At 62.5% G+C, this 16,386-nt stretch carries 16 protein-coding genes; 10 read left to right on the plus strand and 6 right to left on the minus strand.

Translation table 11 applies throughout. The features are described from left to right. The first annotated feature begins 2 nt into the window (after window positions 1-2). Entirely contained in the window at window positions 3-353 is a 351-nt protein-coding gene (locus AMC99_RS12815) for a hypothetical protein (RefSeq protein WP_061927112.1), read from the plus strand. Here the strand turns inward: AMC99_RS12815 and AMC99_RS12820 are convergent. Beyond that, window positions 334-1,239 (minus strand): hypothetical protein, encoded by a 906-nt coding sequence (locus tag AMC99_RS12820; RefSeq protein ID WP_061927114.1) that lies wholly within the window; start codon window positions 1,237-1,239, stop codon window positions 334-336. The genes AMC99_RS12815 and AMC99_RS12820 overlap by 20 nt on opposite strands. Then, window positions 1,236-2,390 (minus strand): tRNA 2-thiouridine(34) synthase MnmA, encoded by a 1,155-nt coding sequence (gene mnmA, locus AMC99_RS12825; RefSeq protein WP_061928042.1) that lies wholly within the window; start codon window positions 2,388-2,390, stop codon window positions 1,236-1,238. The genes AMC99_RS12820 and mnmA overlap by 4 nt, the downstream gene beginning before the upstream one ends. A 149-nt stretch (window positions 2,391-2,539) precedes the next feature. Between mnmA and AMC99_RS12830 the strand changes: the two genes are divergently transcribed. The 7 genes from AMC99_RS12830 to AMC99_RS12860 all read left to right on the plus strand — a co-directional run bounded on the left by AMC99_RS12830 (window position 2,540) and on the right by AMC99_RS12860 (window position 10,510). Next, the gene (locus AMC99_RS12830) at window positions 2,540-2,842 is read left to right on the plus strand and encodes a hypothetical protein (protein ID WP_061927116.1); all 303 of its coding nucleotides are present in this window, start codon (window positions 2,540-2,542) and stop codon (window positions 2,840-2,842) included. After that, window positions 2,843-3,142, plus strand: a complete 300-nt coding sequence (gene sciP, locus AMC99_RS12835) for a CtrA inhibitor SciP (RefSeq protein ID WP_061927118.1) — start codon at window positions 2,843-2,845, stop codon at window positions 3,140-3,142. Between the two features lie 162 nt (window positions 3,143-3,304). Further along, a complete protein-coding gene (locus AMC99_RS12840; RefSeq protein ID WP_061927120.1) occupies window positions 3,305-3,571 on the plus strand; it encodes a GlsB/YeaQ/YmgE family stress response membrane protein in 267 nt (88 codons plus the stop codon). 222 nt (window positions 3,572-3,793) lie between these two features. Further along, complete coding sequence (locus AMC99_RS12845) at window positions 3,794-4,987, plus strand: efflux RND transporter periplasmic adaptor subunit (protein ID WP_061927122.1); 1,194 nt, start codon at window positions 3,794-3,796, stop codon at window positions 4,985-4,987. Then, window positions 4,987-8,469: an efflux RND transporter permease subunit gene (locus AMC99_RS12850; protein ID WP_061927124.1), complete on the plus strand. Its 3,483-nt coding sequence runs from the start codon at window positions 4,987-4,989 to the stop codon at window positions 8,467-8,469. Before AMC99_RS12845 ends, AMC99_RS12850 begins: the two co-directional genes overlap by 1 nt. 12 nt (window positions 8,470-8,481) lie before the next feature. Further along, window positions 8,482-9,774 (plus strand): DUF445 domain-containing protein, encoded by a 1,293-nt coding sequence (locus AMC99_RS12855; RefSeq protein WP_083440175.1) that lies wholly within the window; start codon window positions 8,482-8,484, stop codon window positions 9,772-9,774. Window positions 9,775-9,898: 124 nt separating this feature from the next. Next, window positions 9,899-10,510 carry a sigma factor gene (locus AMC99_RS12860; protein ID WP_198143532.1) on the plus strand — a complete coding sequence of 204 codons (612 nt, stop codon included), beginning with the start codon at window positions 9,899-9,901 and terminating at the stop codon, window positions 10,508-10,510. Window positions 10,511-10,573: 63 nt separating this feature from the next. Here AMC99_RS12860 and AMC99_RS12865 read toward each other — a convergent pair whose 3' ends face one another. After that, on the minus strand, window positions 10,574-11,503 hold the full coding sequence (locus AMC99_RS12865) for an electron transfer flavoprotein subunit alpha/FixB family protein (RefSeq protein WP_061927128.1): 930 nt from the start codon (window positions 11,501-11,503) through the stop codon (window positions 10,574-10,576). 29 nt (window positions 11,504-11,532) lie between these two features. After that, window positions 11,533-12,285, minus strand: coding sequence for an electron transfer flavoprotein subunit beta/FixA family protein (locus AMC99_RS12870; protein WP_061927130.1), 753 nt, complete (start codon window positions 12,283-12,285; stop codon window positions 11,533-11,535). 206 nt (window positions 12,286-12,491) lie between these two features. Between AMC99_RS12870 and AMC99_RS14175 the strand changes: the two genes are divergently transcribed. Next, entirely contained in the window at window positions 12,492-13,367 is an 876-nt protein-coding gene (locus tag AMC99_RS14175) for a DUF6265 family protein (RefSeq protein WP_232301426.1), read from the plus strand. A 60-nt stretch (window positions 13,368-13,427) separates the two neighbouring features. Here AMC99_RS14175 and sucC read toward each other — a convergent pair whose 3' ends face one another. Further along, window positions 13,428-14,627, minus strand: a complete 1,200-nt coding sequence (gene sucC, locus AMC99_RS12880) for an ADP-forming succinate--CoA ligase subunit beta (RefSeq protein WP_061927132.1) — start codon at window positions 14,625-14,627, stop codon at window positions 13,428-13,430. Window positions 14,628-14,737: 110 nt separating this feature from the next. Here sucC and AMC99_RS12885 point away from each other — a divergent pair, with 110 nt between their 5' ends. Beyond that, entirely contained in the window at window positions 14,738-15,526 is a 789-nt protein-coding gene (locus AMC99_RS12885; protein WP_061927134.1) for a 3'(2'),5'-bisphosphate nucleotidase CysQ, read from the plus strand. Window positions 15,527-15,597: 71 nt separating this feature from the next. Here AMC99_RS12885 and AMC99_RS12890 read toward each other — a convergent pair whose 3' ends face one another. After that, window positions 15,598-16,293: a YiaD family glycine zipper/OmpA-like lipoprotein gene (locus AMC99_RS12890; protein ID WP_061927136.1), complete on the minus strand. Its 696-nt coding sequence runs from the start codon at window positions 16,291-16,293 to the stop codon at window positions 15,598-15,600. Window positions 16,294-16,386: the final 93 nt, after the last annotated feature.

Genomic DNA, 16,386 nt, shown 5'->3' on the forward strand with positions numbered 1-16,386 from the left:
CAATGGCTAAAGCCCGCTCCCGCACCGCATCCCAAAAATCGTCTAAGGGCTTCTGGATCCTGCTCGCCGTCATCGCCGGACTGTTCGCGCTGGGGCTGTATTTCCGCGCACCTGCGACTGGATATGCGAACGCGGCGACAGCCTATTCCGCGCGCGTCGCGTGCTCTTGCCGTTTCGTCGCCGGACGCGAGCTAAAGGATTGCGCGAAGGACAAGCTGGCCGGGATGGAACTGGTCACGCTGGTCGACGATGCACAGGCAAAAAGCGTGACGGCGCGCTTCCCGCTGCTTTCGAGCGACACTGCGACCTACCGCAAGGGTTACGGCTGCGTCCTCAGCGAGTGGGAAGGCTGATCCGCTTTCCATCGGGATTGCGGCAGGCCGGCGCGTCAAGCTCCACCGGATAGGGGATCATTGGCGGCGGGCACTGATCGGCACGTTTGCCGCCTGCGACGCAGCGATCATGTTCTGCCCTGATCCGGGCAGAGGTTTCGCGATATTCGCGTCTGGCGCGTTCAATCCTCTGTAATTCGGCATTGGAGCAGATCGGCGTGCGGCCAAGGCGCGCCACGTTGACGACGCGGTCGACGCTGCAGGTTTTGGCCAGCGCGGGAGGCGCGGGCAGGTAGCTGAGCTGCGAACAGCCCTTGCCGGTGAAGCGGCCTTCGCGCTCGCCGACGCGCAAGGTGTTTTCGGGCGTGAAAGGCGGGCTGGCGACCGACAGATAGCCCTCGGCGTCACGTGAGACTGCGTAGGTTGGCAGCATGAGCAAAGATTCCCCGCCGCCTTCCTCGGCGAGGAGCAGGCACCCGTCGCGCAGTTCGAGATGGCCCCGCCAGACCGCCGGACCTTCCAATGTGCACATGATGGTTCCATCGGGACCGGGCTTTGGGCCGCCAGTTTCGATCTCCGGCATGGGCCGCAGGAAACGGGCGATGGCAGGTTCGATTGCAGGAAGGTTGGGAGGTCCTTTGACTGCGTTCTGGTCCATCTCGACCAGTTTCAGTGGCGCTTCTGTCACCGTGCCGAAGCCGCTGTCACCGACCGTCATCCCGATGCTCGGCGATGTCTGTTCCTGCCCCCGGTTATGATCGCGCGCGCCGACGACAACAGGCTCTGCCGAGGGCGCTTCCGTCGGTCGGCTGATGAAATAGAGAATGAAGGGAAGCGCGGCGAAGGCGATCAGCAGGAGCAGCGCGACCGGCGCAATCTGGCCGGGTTTTCCGCGCCAGAAGCTCACGCAGCGCCGACTGTGGTTTCGATCCAGCCGCCGCCCACGACACGTTCACCGGCATAGATCACGGCTGCCTGTCCCGGGGCGACGCCGTATTCGGGCGCTGCGAAGTGCAGGGTGACTGCATTGCCATCTCCCAGCACGCCCTCGACGGTTACGGGCACAGGTTTGGCGAGGCTCCTGACCTTCGCGGTGAGAGGCATTTCGGGCATCGGCCCGATGCGGTTGGTTTCGATGATGCGCGCGCTTGTCGTCGCCAGCATCCGGCGGGGGCCGACACGCACCTCGCGGCTTTCCGCATCGAGCCCGACCACATAGAGCGGTTCGGGCTGGCCGCCGATTTCTAGACCGCGCCGCTGGCCGACGGTGAAGTGGATCACGCCCTGGTGGCGGCCGAGTTCCTCACCCGTTTCGGCATGGACGATCGCGCCGGGTGCGCCGCCCTCGGGCCGCATCGACTTGACGATCTTCGCATAGTCGCCGTCCGGCACGAAGCAGATGTCCTGGCTGTCGGGCTTGGCCGCATTGCGCAATCCAGCCTCTTCGGCGAGCTCGCGAACCTGCGTTTTCGGCAGTCCGCCGAGCGGGAAGCGCAGGAAATCCAGCTGGTCCTCGGTGGTGGCGTAAAGGAAATAGGACTGGTCCCTCGCCGGATCGACCGCACGATGCAGTTCGGGCCCGGCGCTTCCCATCACGCGGCGGACATAATGTCCTGTCGCAAGGCAGTCCGCTCCCAGTTCGCGCGCCATGCGGAAAAGGTCGGTAAATTTCGGACCCATATTGCAGCGGATGCAGGGCACCGGGGTCCGGCCGGACAGGTAATCGTCCGCGAATTGCTCGACCACTTCCTCGCGAAAGGCGCTTTCGTGGTCGAATACGTAGTGCGCGATGCCGAGCCTGTCCGCCACCGCGCGCGCGTCGCGAATGTCGTCTCCGGCGCAACAGGCACCCTTGCGCCCTGTCGCAGCACCGAAGTCATAAAGCTGGAGAGTGATGCCGATAACCTCGGCCCCGCTCTGCGCCGCCAGCGCCGCCACCACCGACGAATCGACGCCGCCGCTCATCGCCACGACGATGCGGCTTTCGCTTGCCGGTTTGGGCAGGTCGAACAGTGCCTCGGCATCGAGCCGGGCTGCATGGGGTGTCGTTGCGGTCATGATCGAGCGGCCCATTACACCGGGAAGCGCCGCTAATCCAGCCTTTCGCGGCCCGGGCAATTCCTGCCAAGTCCCTCGGGACATTACTAAGACCGGGTAAATTGCGGCTTTACCCTATCTTGAGACTGCCCGGGGTAGGACAGCTCATTATGTTCGAATCCAGAACTCAATTTACAGCCGCAACGGCGCGTGCAGACGGCACTGCGCTTAAAGCCATTGGATGGGGCGAACTGACCGCACGGATCAATGCCGCGCGCGATCTTCGCCGTATCCTGAGGCGTGAAAACCCGATGCTCATCGCGAGCTTTTCCGATGCTGCAGCAGGCTATTTCAGCCAGCTGGATGAAAGCAAACGCCCTGTTAACCCTGATGGTTTAGGGCATGGCAAAGCAACCGATGGCATAGGCTTTGACACCGAAGGTAACGCGGCAACAGGCGACCGAGAGAAATAAATGATCGAAAATCAAGACATTCGACCGGCACAGGTCATCGGCCCGCTCGGGGAGCCGCTTACGCTCGACGATCTTCCGTCGCCCAGCACGAAACGCTGGGTGGTGCGCCGCAAGGCAGAAGTCGTTGCAGCAGTTAATGGCGGCCTGCTTACGATCGACGAAGTTCTGGAGCGTTACAGCCTGACGCTTGAAGAGTTTGCATCGTGGCAACGTGCGGTCGACCGTTCCGGGATGCAGGGCCTGCGGGTCACCCGCATCCAGCATTATCGGGATCTGTACGAGCGCCAGCTCAAGTACTGATCGCCAACACATCGAATTGATGACGCGGGGGAAGCTAAGGCAGCTTCTTCCGCGTTTTTCGTATATGCTCCCTCCCGTCTCGCAAAAAATTGCGGGAACAGCAGGCATCGCGGACCGTTTGAAGCGGTAGAATGCCCTGAATAAACAGGAGGAGTAACGAACATGGGTTGGATTATTGCACTTATCGTGGGTGGCGTGGCCGGTTGGCTGGCGAGCCTCGTCATGAACCGCGATGCCTCGATGGGCATCTTCTGGAATATCGTCGTAGGCTGCATCGGCTCGGTCATCGGCAACCTTATTGCTGGCCCGCTCCTCGGAATCGGCGGCAGTGTCCAGGAATTCTCGCTCGTCGGTCTGGTGATCGCCATCGTCGGTGCGATCGTCCTCCTCGGCATCGTGAACCTCGTCCAGCGCGGTCGCGTTCGCTAAGAACGAAACAACATCAAAACGATCGGGCGGGGTGGGCTGACCACCTCGCCCTTTTGTTATGCAACAGGCCCTTGCTGGCCGCGCACGCCACTCGTCGGCAACAAACGTCGTTTATAGAGTGGCGCATTGCCACCTATGGGGGGCAGGTCTAGAAGGTGTTGCACAGGGTGGTTTATATGGATAATACACCCTACCTCTCTATCGAAGGCCAAAGGACGGGCCATGAATTACGAAACGGGTGTTGTATCTGAAACTCCCACGTCGCTGGAAGGCGATTATGGCATCGCTGCGGAGGACAAGCCGTTCTACCGCAACTGGAAATTCATCGCCGGCATAATCGCCGCGCTGATCATTGCTGCCGTTGCCTTTGCCCTGCTGACGGCAGAGGAAACGCCTGTCGGTGACGACAATTCGGGCGCTCCCACGGTTACTGTAATCATGCCCGGCACAACCACGGTCGAAGGCAAGATCACTGCGCCCGGTACGCTTCAGGCCCGCCGCGAGATGCCGGTTGGCGTCGTCGGCGAGGGCGGCCGCGTCATTTCCGTTCCGGTCGATGCCGGCGCCTGGGTTCGCCAGGGGCAGGTTCTCGCCGTGATCGACCGTTCGGTCCAGACCCAGCAGGCGTCGAGCGCTTCGGCCCAGATCGAGGTGGCCAAGGCGGATGCGCAGCTGGCGCAGAACAATCTCGACCGCGCCCTGCAGCTGGTGGAACGCGGCTTCATTTCGAAGGCCGATGTCGACCGCCTGACCGCGACACGCGACGCCGCCCGCGCTCGCGTCCAGGTGGCGCAGGCCCAGTACCGCGAACTTCTTGCCCGCAATGCGCGTCTCAACATTGTCGCCCCGGCATCGGGCTTGCTGCTCGAACGCAATGTGGAGCCCGGCCAGACCGTCAGCGCCGGCTCGGCGCCCCTGTTCCGCATCGCCAAGGGCGGCGAGATGGAACTGATGGCGCGGGTCAGTGAAGACCAGATCGGCGGGCTATCGGTCGGCGTTACGGCGGAAGTCGTACCCGCCGGAACCGAAAAGGCATTCTCCGGCCAGGTCTGGCAGCTGTCGCCCGTGATCGACCCGCAGGACCGTCAGGGTGTCGCGCGCATCGCGCTCGCCTACGCGCCGCAGCTTCGCCCGGGTGGTTTTGCCACCGCCACGATCAACAGCGGCACCGTTGTTGCACCGATCCTGCCCGAAAGCGCGATCCTTTCCGATGACGAGGGCAGCTTCGTCTTCGTGGTCGGGGAAGAGAACAAGGTGGTTCGCCGCGCGATCAAGACGGGCTTCGTCAGTGCTGCAGGCGTGGTGGTCGAATCCGGCCTTACCGGCACCGAAAAGGTCGTCCTGCGTGCAGGCGGCTTCCTCAACGAAGGTGAAACGATCAATCCGTCGCTCCTGAAGGCGGCAGGAGACAAGTAATGAACTTCCGCAACATTTCGGCATGGTCGATCCGCAACCCGATCATCCCGCTGGTTGCGTTCACGGCATTGCTTCTCGCCGGGCTGCTCAGCTTTGCGCGCATGGACGTCGTGAACAATCCGGATATCGAATTTCCGGCCGTGAACGTCGTCATTTCCCAGCCGGGCGCGGCCCCGACCGAAATCGAGAACCAGATCACGCAGCGCGTCGAATCCGCGGTGCGCTCGCTCAATGGCGTGCAGAAGATCAGTTCGACTGCGCGCGAAGGTAGCTCGACCACCTTTATCGAATTCGAAGTCGGCACTGATCCGAACGATGCCGTTTCCGAGGTCAAGAACGCGGTCGACAGCGTCCGCGGAAGCCTGCCCGACGGGATCATGGAGCCGCGCGTAAGCAAGGTCGAAATCGCGGGCGGCTTCCTCGGCATTTACGCGGTCGAAGCCGACGACATGACGATCGAACAGCTCAGCTGGTTCATCGACGATACCGTAGCCAAGCAATTGCTGTCGATCGAAGGCATGGCCGACGTGGGCCGCTTTGGCGGCGTCGACCGGGAAATCGAGGTCATTCTCGACCCGGCCAAGATCCAGTCGCTCGGCGTGACGGCCGGACAGATCAACAGCCTGCTGCGCCAGAACAACCTCGATGCAGGTGGTGGCATCGCCGAAGTCGGCGGAACCCGCCAGTCGGTTCGCGTATTGGGCAATGAAGACGACGCCTATTCGCTGTCGCAGCGGCAGATCCAGATCGGTGCCGGTCGCCTGGTCAAGCTCGCCGACATCGCCACCGTGCGTGACGGATATTCGGAGCGCAGCTCGATCAGCAAGGTGCGCGACAAGGAAGTCGTCAATTTCTACATGTCGCGCGCAAAGGGCGCTTCCGACGTTACCGTGTTCGACGATGCCAAGGTGATGATCGAGCAGATCGAGGCGGAAAACCCGAACGTCCACTTCATCCCGCTGTTCAACACGGTCAAATATACCGAAAGCCAATACGAAAGCTCGATCGCCGCCATGATCGAAGGCGCAATCCTGGCGGTCGTAGTGGTGTTCTTCTTCCTGCGCGACTGGCGCGCGACGGTCATCTCGGCCATCGCCATCCCGCTGTCCGCAATCCCGACCTTCTGGTTCATGGACCTTCTGGGCTTCAACCTGAACCAGATGTCCCTGCTCGCGCTAGGTCTCGTGGCCGGCGTGCTGGTCGACGATGCCATCGTGGAGATCGAGAACATCGTGCGCCACATGCGCATGGGCAAGACGGCATACCAGGCATCCATCGACGCAGCCGACGAAATCGGCCTCGCCGTGGTTGCGACTTCGTTCTGTATCATCGCGGTGTTCCTGCCGGTCGGCCTGATGCCGGGCATCACCGGACAGTTCTTCAAGAACTTTGGCCTGACGGTGGTTGTCGCCGTGCTGATGAGCCTTGCCGTCGCACGTATGATCACGCCGATGATGGCGGCCTATTTCCTCAAGGCCAAGGGGCACGCCGCCCATGGCGAAGGTCCGATGATGGACCGCTACATGGGCATTTTGCGCTGGTCGCTCGATCGCGGAAAATTGCACGCGCGGCGCGAGGGCCTGCCCGGACCGCGCCATCGCTGGCTCTATATCCTGAGCTTCTTCCTCGTGATCCTGGGTGCGATCATCCTGCCCGGCATCGCGGTGTTCACGAGCTGGGGCATGATTTCGCCGCTCGAAATCCCGGCCAAGGTTGCAAGCGCGTTCGGCCTCTCTCCGATCGAGGGCGTGGGCTTCATCGTGACCCGCATCCTGCTGCTGGTGCAGTTGGCTATCGTGACAGTGATCGGCTTCTTCGCCGTTCGCCTGTTTCTCCTGGTTCTGCGTGTGCTGACGCGGGCGATGGGCACAGGTCTGTCGAATAGCTGGAAATACCTTGAAGCGCGTTTCTACGACCACCGCGTGTGGATGCTCGGCATCGGCTATTTCTCGTTCCTGCTCACGATCCTTCTGTTCATGAACACGCCGTTCCAGTTCCAGCCGGAAGTGAACAGCGACAACAGCCAGGTCGTGATCGAGATGGTGCCCGGCACCACGCTCGAATCGACCGAGCGCGTCGCCGACCAGGTTGCCGATATCCTGTACCAGCAGCCCGAGGTCGAACGTGCGCTGGAGCGTGTGAACGAAGGTTCGTCGACGATCTACATTACATTGAAGGCCGACCGTGCGCGCACATCGGGCGAATTCCAGCGCGATCTTGCGCCGATCTTTGCCACGATCCCCGACGCCCGCGTTCGCTTCAACAACCAGAACGGCCCCGGTGGCGGTAGCGGCAGCGGCCGCGACATCACGGTCATGCTCGCAGGCTCCGACCCCGAGCTTCTCAACCAGGCAGCGACCCAGCTGGTAGACGAGATGCGCGGGCTCGATACGGTGGTGGCGCCGCGTATCAGCGCCGACGTACCCCGTCCCGAAATCATCATCCGGCCGCGTGCCGATCTTGCCGCGGAACTGGGCGTGACGACTGCCGCCCTGAGCCAGGCGATCCGCATCGCCACGATGGGCGAAATCGAACAGAATGCCGCCAAGTTCTCGCTTTCCGATCGGCAGATCCCGATCCGGGTAAAGCTGCCGGTCGAATCGCGCGAAGACCTCACCACGATCAAGAACCTGCCGGTTCCGATCTCGACCGGTGGCTCTGTTCCGCTTAGCCGCGTTGCCGACATCTCGTTCGGTTCGGGCCCGACGACGATCCAGCGCTACAACCAGAACCGCCGCGTCTTCGTCGGTGCGGACCTTGCGCAGAACGTGTTGCAGGGCACGGCGATGGAAGAAATCAACAAACTTCCGGCGCTGACCAACCTGCCGCAGGGCGTGATCCGCGATGCCGCAGCGAACGACGAGATGCAGACCGAACTGGTCGAGAATTTCCAGACCGCCGTCATTTCGGGCATCCTGCTCGTGTTTGCGGTGCTGGTGCTGCTGTACAAGCGTTTCATGTCGCCGCTGGTGAACATGACATCGCTGGCGCTCGCGCCATTGGGCGGCATCTTCCTGGTCTGGGTCGTCGGTCAGCCGCTTTCGATGCCGGTCCTGATCGGTGTCCTGCTGCTGCTGGGGATCGTGTCCAAGAACTCGATCCTGCTGATCGATTTCGCGATCGAGGAAATGGCAACGGGCAAGCGCAAGCTGCACGCCATCCTCGATGCAGGGCACAAGCGCGCCCAACCGATTGTCATGACCACCGTCGCAATGACGGCGGGCATGGTCCCGACCGCACTCTCGCTATCGGGTGACGGCGCATGGCGTGCACCGATGGGCACGGTCGTTATCGGCGGCCTGATCCTTTCGACTGTGCTGACCCTGTTGATCGTTCCGGCCGGTTTCAGCCTTGCCGACGGTTTTGAAAAGCGCATCGGACCCTGGATGCGGAGCCGCTTCCTCACATACCGTCCGGGCGACGAGAACCGGAAGCTGACGCCGCCTGCCGGCGAAGCGCCGGGAGCAGAACCTGCCGAGTGACGTTGCACTGATATGACGGGCGCGCGTACACCAGCCTACACTCTCGGCGGAAAGCCGCTGACCGCCGACAGCGCCCGCCGCATGCGCTGGACCGCAACCGGCCTGCTGGTGGTCATGGCCGGGCTGTTCGTCCTGTCGAAGCAATTGCTGCCGGTGCATCCGGGTTGGGGTTACCTCAATGCCTTTGCCGAAGCGGCCATGGTTGGCGGACTGGCAGACTGGTTCGCGGTTACCGCGCTGTTCCGCCATCCGCTCGGCATACCGATCCCGCACACGGCGATCATCCCGGAAAACAAGGACCGCATCGCCGACACGATGGCGCAATTCTTGCGCGAAAACTTCCTGACACCTGCAGTCGTCGCACGCCGGATGCAGGGCATGAATGTTGCCGCCGCGCTGGGCGACTTCCTCTCTGCACCGCCGGAACCTTCGGCCAATGGCGACAATCGTTCGCGCATCACCGGCGGCGCGGCCGAATTGCTGGCCGAGGTGCTGGAATCGCTCGATCCGGATCGGCTGGGCAACCAGGTTCGCAGCGGGCTTGCCAGCCAGCTTGGCAAGATCGACGTATCGCCGCTGGTCGGGCGGATGCTCGAAACCGCGATTGCCGACAACCGCCACATGCCATTGATGGACGGGTTCATCCGCTGGGCCGGACTGACGCTGGAAGACAATGAGGAAACGGTTCGCGAGATCATCCATGCCCGCGCGAACTCTGTATTGCGCTGGACGGGCCTCGACGAACGTATCTCCGCATCGGTCCTCGACGGTCTCTACAAGTTGCTGGCCGAAGTGCTGGTCGATCCGGAGCATCCGCTGCGTTCCAAGATCGAGGAAGGGCTGAGCAAGCTGGCGACCGACTTGCAGCACGATCCCAAGACACGTGAACGCGTGGAAGACATGAAGCGCGACCTTCTGGAGAACCCCGCCGTGGCCGAATGGTGGCTCGGCGTATGGGAGCGTATCCGCCTTTCGCTGATCCGCCGCGCCCGCGATCCGCAGAGCGCGCTGGGCGAGGAAATGCGCAAGGGGCTGGCCGAGCTTGGCAATGCCCTTCGCGAGGACCAGCGCTTGCAGATCCAGATCAACCGCTTCGCCCGCCGCACGGCTGTAGGCGTCGCGACACGATACGGCGGCCAGATCGTGCAGCTCGTATCCGAAACCGTGAAGCGTTGGGATGCGGTGACGATCACCGGGCGGATCGAAAGCGCTGTCGGCCGCGACCTGCAGTTCATCCGTATCAACGGCACGCTGGTGGGCGGACTGGTCGGCCTGACGCTGCACTTCATCGACGGATTCCTCTGACACCGGCGTCCAGCTAGGGGTTAGCCCCTAGGGCCGCGCACAGCATCGCTAGAAACAGTCGCGCTAGTTCTTCCCTGTCAAGGAAGGGAGAACGGGCATGGGATATGATTGCGATATCGGTGCAATGGCCATTCGTCTTCGCGATGCGCGCGAACGCAGCCAGGGGCGGCCATCGCTGCGATGGGACCGCGAATTCGCAAAGCTGTTCGATCTCCTTGCGCCGCAACGCCGACAATTCATCAGGCGTTTCGGGCTAACCGACATGGCGGAGGATGCAGAGCAGGCCTGCCGCATCGGTCTGTTCCGTGCTGTTGAAAGCTACGATGCATCCAAGGCAGCATTCGCCACGCATGCAATCTGGCAGATGCGGGGTGAGTTGCAGGGCCTGCGTCACCGGATGCGACTCGATCAGCGCCGCAGCGCGCGCAATGCCGGTATCACGACAGTGTCGCTGGAGGCGCGGATTGCTGCTGCAGAGGCCAGGGGCACTTCGTTGCAGATCGTCGATGCGCAAGCCCAAGAAAGCGTCGAACGCGCGGCCAGCGACCGGATGGCGAGGGATTGGCTCGACCGCATGCTCGACGGGATTGCTTCGCCAGCAGCCGAGCGGCGGATCATCAGGCGGGCAATTTTCGACGAGGCGGGCGCGCCCCGGATCGACCGCGCAACGGCAGAACGCCATCGCCAGATCACCCGCCGCACCTTCCGCAATTGTGCCCGGCTGCTGGCTGCGTGAGGCAAAACAAAAGGGCCGGACCCCGAGAGGCCCGACCCTTCTTCAATTCGCTTTGGCAGTTGCTCAGAGCTTTTCGGTCAGCTCCGGCACGGCCTTGAACAGGTCGGCGACGAGGCCGATGTCAGCGACCTGGAAGATCGGCGCGTCTTCGTCCTTGTTGATCGCGATGATGGTCTTGGAATCCTTCATCCCGGCAAGGTGCTGGATCGCACCCGAAATGCCGATGGCGATGTAAACTTCCGGTGCCACGATCTTGCCGGTCTGGCCGACCTGATAATCGTTGGGCACGTAACCTGCATCGACCGCAGCGCGTGAAGCACCGATACCGGCACCAAGCTTGTCGGCGAGCGGGGTGATGACCTGCTCGAAAGTTTCCGAATCCTTCAGCGCACGGCCGCCCGAAACGATGACCTTTGCGCTGGTCAGCTCGGGGCGCTCGCTCTGTGCGATTTCCGCGCTGACGAAGCTCGACAGGCCGGCATCACCAGCGCCCGAAACCGCTTCGATAGTGCCCGAACCGCCTTCGGTCGCCGCCTTGTCGAAAGCGGTGCCGCGAACGGTGATCACCAGCTTGGCATCGGACGATTCGACGGTTGCGATCGCGTTGCCGGCATAGATCGGACGGGTGAAGGTCTTTTCGCCTTCGACCGAAAGGATGTCCGAAATCTGCATGACGTCGAGCAGGGCTGCGACGCGCGGTGCGATGTTCTTGCCGGTGGTGGTAGCGGGCGCGACGAAGGCATCATGGTGGCCCATCAGGTCGGCTACCAGCGGCGCGACGTTTTCGGCCAGCGCGTGTGCGTAGGCCGCGTCGTCTGCGACATGGACCTTGCCCACGCCGGCAACCTTGGCAGCCTGTTCGGCCACGCCGCCACAGCCGCTACCGGCTACCAGCAGGTGGACTTCACCCAGTTTCGAAGCGGCGGTGACAGCTGCCAGCGTCGCATCCTTCATTTCGCTGTTGTCGTGTTCGACCCAGACGAGAGTTTTCATGTTCGTTGTCCTTTCTGCGTCCAGGGTTCTCAGGCGATGCCCATGGCCTTGATCTTGGCGACCAGTTCATCGACGTCTGCGACCTTGATGCCGGCCTGGCGGACGGGCGGTTCGGAAACGTTGGTGGTAGTGAGGCGCGGCGTGATGTCGACGCCGTAGTCACCCGGGGTCTTCGTATCGAGCGGCTTCTTCTTCGCCTTCATGATGTTCGGCAGCGAAGCATAGCGCGGCTCGTTCAGGCGGAGGTCGGTGGTGACGATTGCCGGAAGCGAAAGCTTCACGGTTTCGAGGCCGCCGTCGACTTCACGCTTAACAACGACGCTGTCGCCATCGACTTCGACGGTGTTGGCGAAGGTGCCCTGCGGACGGCCCATGAGGGCGGCAAGCATCTGGCCGGTCTGGTTGCTGTCGTCGCTGATCGACTGCTTGCCGAGCATGACGATGCCGGGCTGTTCTTCGTCGGCGATCGCTTTCAGGATCTTGGCAACGGCCAGCGGTTCGACGTCGACGCCCTCGTCAGTCTCGACGAGGATCGCACGGTCGGCGCCCATGGCAAGCGCGGTGCGCAGCGTTTCCTGCGATTTTGCCGGACCTACCGACACGGCGATGATTTCTTCCGCCTTGCCCGCTTCCTTGATGCGAATCGCTTCTTCGACAGCGATTTCGTCGAACGGGTTCATGCTCATCTTGACGTTGGCAAGATCGACGCCCGAACCGTCCGCTTTCACGCGAGGCTTTACGTTGTAGTCGATGACCCGTTTGACGGGCACGAGGATTTTCATGGGAGTTCCTTCCTCTCAAAAACTGTTCGGCGTCCGCCTAGCTTGCGTTTACGTAAACGTCAAGCTGAGTCGGCGCGTCTCTTATCGAACCAATGGCCCAGATGCCCTCGCGTTCCTTGGTGTCGAGGTCAAGCGCCTTCGCGCCAAGCTTTACTGGCGCCGATGCCAGCTTTACTTCTCTTCGCTGGATGGAGAGGAAATTGGAAATGCGTCTATCGACCGGTCTGGCCAGCGCACTGGCTCTGATGCTCTCGAGCCCTGCTGCTGCGCAGGAAACACGCATCGGGGAGGAGGGTTTCGAATCGCCGCCCGCCACGCTCGAGCAGGTCGATTGGCTCGTGGGCCAGTGGGCGGGCACGGGCATTCAGGGCGCGCCAGCCATTGAAAGCTGGCTGCCGCCGGTGGGCGGCACGATGGTCGGGACTTTCGTACAGGATACCGGCGAAGGCGGCATCATGTTCACCGAACATATGTACCTGACGGAACAGGACGGCAGCCTGGTCATGAAGCTCAAGCATTTCAACGCCGACCTGACCAGTTGGGAGGACAAGGATGGTATGGTGACCTTTCGCCTACTCGCGGTGGAGGATTGTGCTGCATATTTCCACGGGCTCACCTTGAGGTGCCGCAATCCCAGTTTCCCTGATGAAGGCCTGCTCGTGGCGGTTCGCATGCAGTCGGGCGGAGAGCTGGTATTCCGCTTTGAAGCGCTGGGCCGCGAGCATCCGCAGCGTTGCACCGACGCGATCACCACGATCGACATGGACCAATGTTATGCCGATGTGCTCGGCCGCGCTGACGAGCGGCGCGAAGCCTATCTCGCGAAGGCGGTCGAGAGGCATGCCGACAGGCCGGAGCTGGGGAAAGAGATCGAGGCCAGCGATGCGGCTTTCCTCGCCTATCGCGACGCGGAATGCGGCGCTGTCTACGAAGACTGGAAAGAGGGCACGATCCGCGGCGTGATGGGGCTGGCGTGCCGCATCGACATGACCGACCGCCGGACGCTGACCATCTGGCGCAACTGGCTCACCTACATGGACAGCACGCCGCCGGCCCTGCCCGAGCCGAAGCCCACGCTGTAAAGGAAAAGGCCGCGCCAGCACGAAGCCGGCACGGCCTTTCTACCTGGTTTGAAGGGGCGATTAGGCCGCCTGCTTGACCTCAGCCACGATCTTGCGGGCAGCGTCGCCCAGGTCGTCGGCACTGACGATCGGCAGGCCCGAATTTTCGAGGATGTCCTTGCCTTCCTGGACGTTCGTGCCTTCGAGGCGGACGACCAGCGGAACCGAAAGGTTCACGTCCTTCGCCGCCTGGACGATGCCATTGGCGATGACGTCGCACTTCATGATGCCGCCGAAGATGTTGACGAGGATACCCTCGACCGCCGGGTCCTTCAGGATGATCTTGAACGCTGCCGTCACCTTCTCGGTGGTGGCGCCGCCGCCCACGTCGAGGAAGTTTGCCGGGAAGGCGCCGTTCAGCTTGATGATGTCCATCGTCGCCATGGCGAGGCCTGCGCCGTTCACCATGCAGCCGATGTTACCGTCGAGCTTGATGTAGGCGAGGTCGTACTGGCTCGCTTCGACTTCGGCCGGGTCTTCCTCGGTCTCGTCGCGCAGCGCTTCGACGTCCTTGTGACGGAACAGCGCGTTGCCGTCGAAGCTCATCTTCGTGTCGAGCACAACGAGGTTGCCGTCCTTGGTTTCGACCAGCGGGTTGATCTCGAGCATTTCGCAGTCGAGTTCCATGAACGCGGTGTAGAGCTGCTTCGCCAGCTTCTGCGCCTGCTTGTTGAGGTCGCCAGTCAGCTTGAGCGCGAAGGCGACCGCACGGCCGTGGTGCGGCATGAAGCCTTGCGCCGGATCGATGGTGATCGTGGTGATCTTTTCAGGCGTGTTGTGGGCAACGTCTTCGATGTCCATCCCGCCTTCGGTCGAAACGATCATGGCGACGCGGCCCGATGCGCGGTCGACCAGCATGGAAAGATAGTATTCTTCGGCGATGTCGACGCCGTCGGTCACGTAGAGGCGGTTGACCTGCTTGCCTGCATCGCCGGTCTGGATCGTCACCAGCGTGTTGCCGAGCATTTCCTCTGCATCAGACTTCACGTCGTCGATGGTCTTGGCGAGGCGAACGCCGCCCTTTGCATCGGGGCCGAGTTCCTTGAACTTGCCCTTGCCGCGGCCGCCAGCGTGGATTTGGGCCTTCACGACATAAAGCGGTCCGGGAAGCTTCTTCGCGCCCTCGACCGCTTCTTCCACGGTCAACGCCGCATGGCCCGCCGGAATCGCGATGCCGTATTTCGCGAGAAGTTCCTTGGCCTGGTATTCGTGGATGTTCATGGGAGAGCTCTTCCTTGGGTTTTCAGCAATGATCGAGTCGCGGAGCGCCTAAGCATGTATTGCGCGCCTTGAAAAGTAGCCATTCCGGGTGCAGGGGCACACCTATACAAATGATCGATAGTGAGCGCCTCCGTGATATCGTCCAAGAAGCGGGCAGAATCGCGCATTCGTCGTGGCCTGGCGACGGGCACGAGGTGGAAAGCTGGGAGAAGGTTCCCGGTCACCCGGTCTGTGCTGCGGACCTTGCCGTCGATACTTTCCTGAAACGCGAACTTGGCGCTCTGCTGCCCTCTGCGGGCTGGCTTTCGGAAGAGACGGCGGACGATCCCAGGCGGTTGGGCAAGGGGCTGATCTGGCTCGTAGACCCGATCGACGGGACCCGCGATTATCTGCGCGGACGCAGCGGCTGGGCGGTTTCGGTTGCGCTCATCAGTTCGGGTCGCCCCCTCATCGGCATGCTCGCGGCCCCTGCGCGCGGTGAGGAATGGCTGGCGGTGGCAGGGCAGGGCGCAACCCGCAACGGAGAGCGGCTGGTGGCATCGACACGCTCGCGCTTTGCCGGTGCCCGCGTACCGACCGATGCGCTTCCGAAAGAGGATTCCGACCTGGTGGTGGTCGACAAACCCAATTCGATCGCCTTGCGGATCGCCATGGTCGCTGCGGACGAGGCCGACCTGGTCGCGACCCTGCGCTGGGGATACGAATGGGACATCGGTGCCTCGACACTGATTGCTCGCGAAGCGGGTGCGGAAGTGACCGATGCCTTCGGCCAGCCGCTGGCCTACAACAAGCGGGATCCGCGTGCCTTTGGCCTGCTGGTCTGTGCGCCCAGCATCCATCCCGATGCTGTCGACCGGCTGTCCGATCGTGCGGCGGTTCTTGCCCCGCAAACCAAGTAGCGCCGGTCGCAAAAGAAAAGGGCCGACCCTGCGGCCGGCCCCTTGCCTTAAATTCGTGACGTTGCGTCCGATCAGTAACCCTGCTGGGCCTGGGCCGCTGCCACATCGTCTGCGTCGAAAGGAATGACCTTGATTTCGACACGGCGGTTGAGCGGTTCGTTGACATTGTCGCCGGTCTGGATGCGAAGCTGAGTTTCGCCGAAGCCCTGCCAGCGGATACGCGAGGAGGCGACACCGCGCGAGATCAGATAGTTCGCAACGGCGCGGGCGCGCTGTTCCGAAAGCTGCTGGTTGAACGCGGTCGAACCGACGGTGTCGGTGTGGCCGTACACGTCGATGATGCTGTTCGGATACTTCACGAGGCTGGCTGCGACCGAATCGAGCGCATCCTGGAAGCTGGGGCTGATCGACGAGCTGCCGGTCGCGAAGGTCACATCCGGCAGGTTGACGAGGAAAGCGTCGCCGCCGTCGACTTCGGTGACGTCAACGCCAGAGCCGTCGGTCTGTTCTTTGATTTCCTTGATCTGCTGGTCCATCCGGTAGCCGACATAGCCGCCAGCTGCTGCACCGCCAGCCGCGCCGATGATACGACCGGTCTTGCCGCCGATCGCGCCGCCGAGCAGGCCGCCTAGCACGGCACCGCCGACGCCGCCGATGGCGGTACGCGAAACCTTTTTCTCACCCGTGTTCGGATCGGTGACACAGGCGCTGGTGCCGACGAGCGAGAGCGCGGCAATGCCCGAGAGAAGAATGCGTGATTTTTTCATTATTTCAGTCCTCCTGGTGGGGGTCGTGAACGATTGAGATACGCCCACGCCCGGTGGAACGCGCCCACTCGCGTCTAAGGCTCAAACACATCC

This window comes from Altererythrobacter epoxidivorans (genome assembly GCF_001281485.1).
Taxonomy (GTDB): Bacteria; Pseudomonadota; Alphaproteobacteria; order Sphingomonadales; family Sphingomonadaceae; genus Erythrobacter; species Erythrobacter epoxidivorans.

What these genes read in the sequence shown, in the direction of transcription:
- AMC99_RS12815 (WP_061927112.1), top strand. Translation starts at nt 3, where the DNA reads ATGGCTAAAGCCCGCTCCCGCACCGCATCCCAAAAATCGTCTAAGGGC.
- AMC99_RS12870 (WP_061927130.1), bottom strand. Translation starts at nt 12,285, where the DNA reads ATGAAAATCCTCGTGCCCGTCAAACGGGTCATCGACTACAACGTAAAG.
- AMC99_RS12860 (WP_198143532.1), top strand. Translation starts at nt 9,899, where the DNA reads ATGGCCATTCGTCTTCGCGATGCGCGCGAACGCAGCCAGGGGCGGCCA.
- sciP (WP_061927118.1), top strand. Translation starts at nt 2,843, where the DNA reads ATGATCGAAAATCAAGACATTCGACCGGCACAGGTCATCGGCCCGCTC.
- sucC (WP_061927132.1), bottom strand. Translation starts at nt 14,627, where the DNA reads ATGAACATCCACGAATACCAGGCCAAGGAACTTCTCGCGAAATACGGC.
- AMC99_RS12830 (WP_061927116.1), top strand. Translation starts at nt 2,540, where the DNA reads ATGTTCGAATCCAGAACTCAATTTACAGCCGCAACGGCGCGTGCAGAC.
- AMC99_RS12865 (WP_061927128.1), bottom strand. Translation starts at nt 11,503, where the DNA reads ATGAAAACTCTCGTCTGGGTCGAACACGACAACAGCGAAATGAAGGAT.
- AMC99_RS12850 (WP_061927124.1), top strand. Translation starts at nt 4,987, where the DNA reads ATGAACTTCCGCAACATTTCGGCATGGTCGATCCGCAACCCGATCATC.
- AMC99_RS12845 (WP_061927122.1), top strand. Translation starts at nt 3,794, where the DNA reads ATGAATTACGAAACGGGTGTTGTATCTGAAACTCCCACGTCGCTGGAA.
- AMC99_RS12890 (WP_061927136.1), bottom strand. Translation starts at nt 16,293, where the DNA reads ATGAAAAAATCACGCATTCTTCTCTCGGGCATTGCCGCGCTCTCGCTC.
- AMC99_RS12885 (WP_061927134.1), top strand. Translation starts at nt 14,738, where the DNA reads ATGATCGATAGTGAGCGCCTCCGTGATATCGTCCAAGAAGCGGGCAGA.
- mnmA (WP_061928042.1), bottom strand. Translation starts at nt 2,390, where the DNA reads ATGACCGCAACGACACCCCATGCAGCCCGGCTCGATGCCGAGGCACTG.
- AMC99_RS12840 (WP_061927120.1), top strand. Translation starts at nt 3,305, where the DNA reads ATGGGTTGGATTATTGCACTTATCGTGGGTGGCGTGGCCGGTTGGCTG.
- AMC99_RS14175 (WP_232301426.1), top strand. Translation starts at nt 12,492, where the DNA reads ATGCGTCTATCGACCGGTCTGGCCAGCGCACTGGCTCTGATGCTCTCG.
- AMC99_RS12855 (WP_083440175.1), top strand. Translation starts at nt 8,482, where the DNA reads ATGACGGGCGCGCGTACACCAGCCTACACTCTCGGCGGAAAGCCGCTG.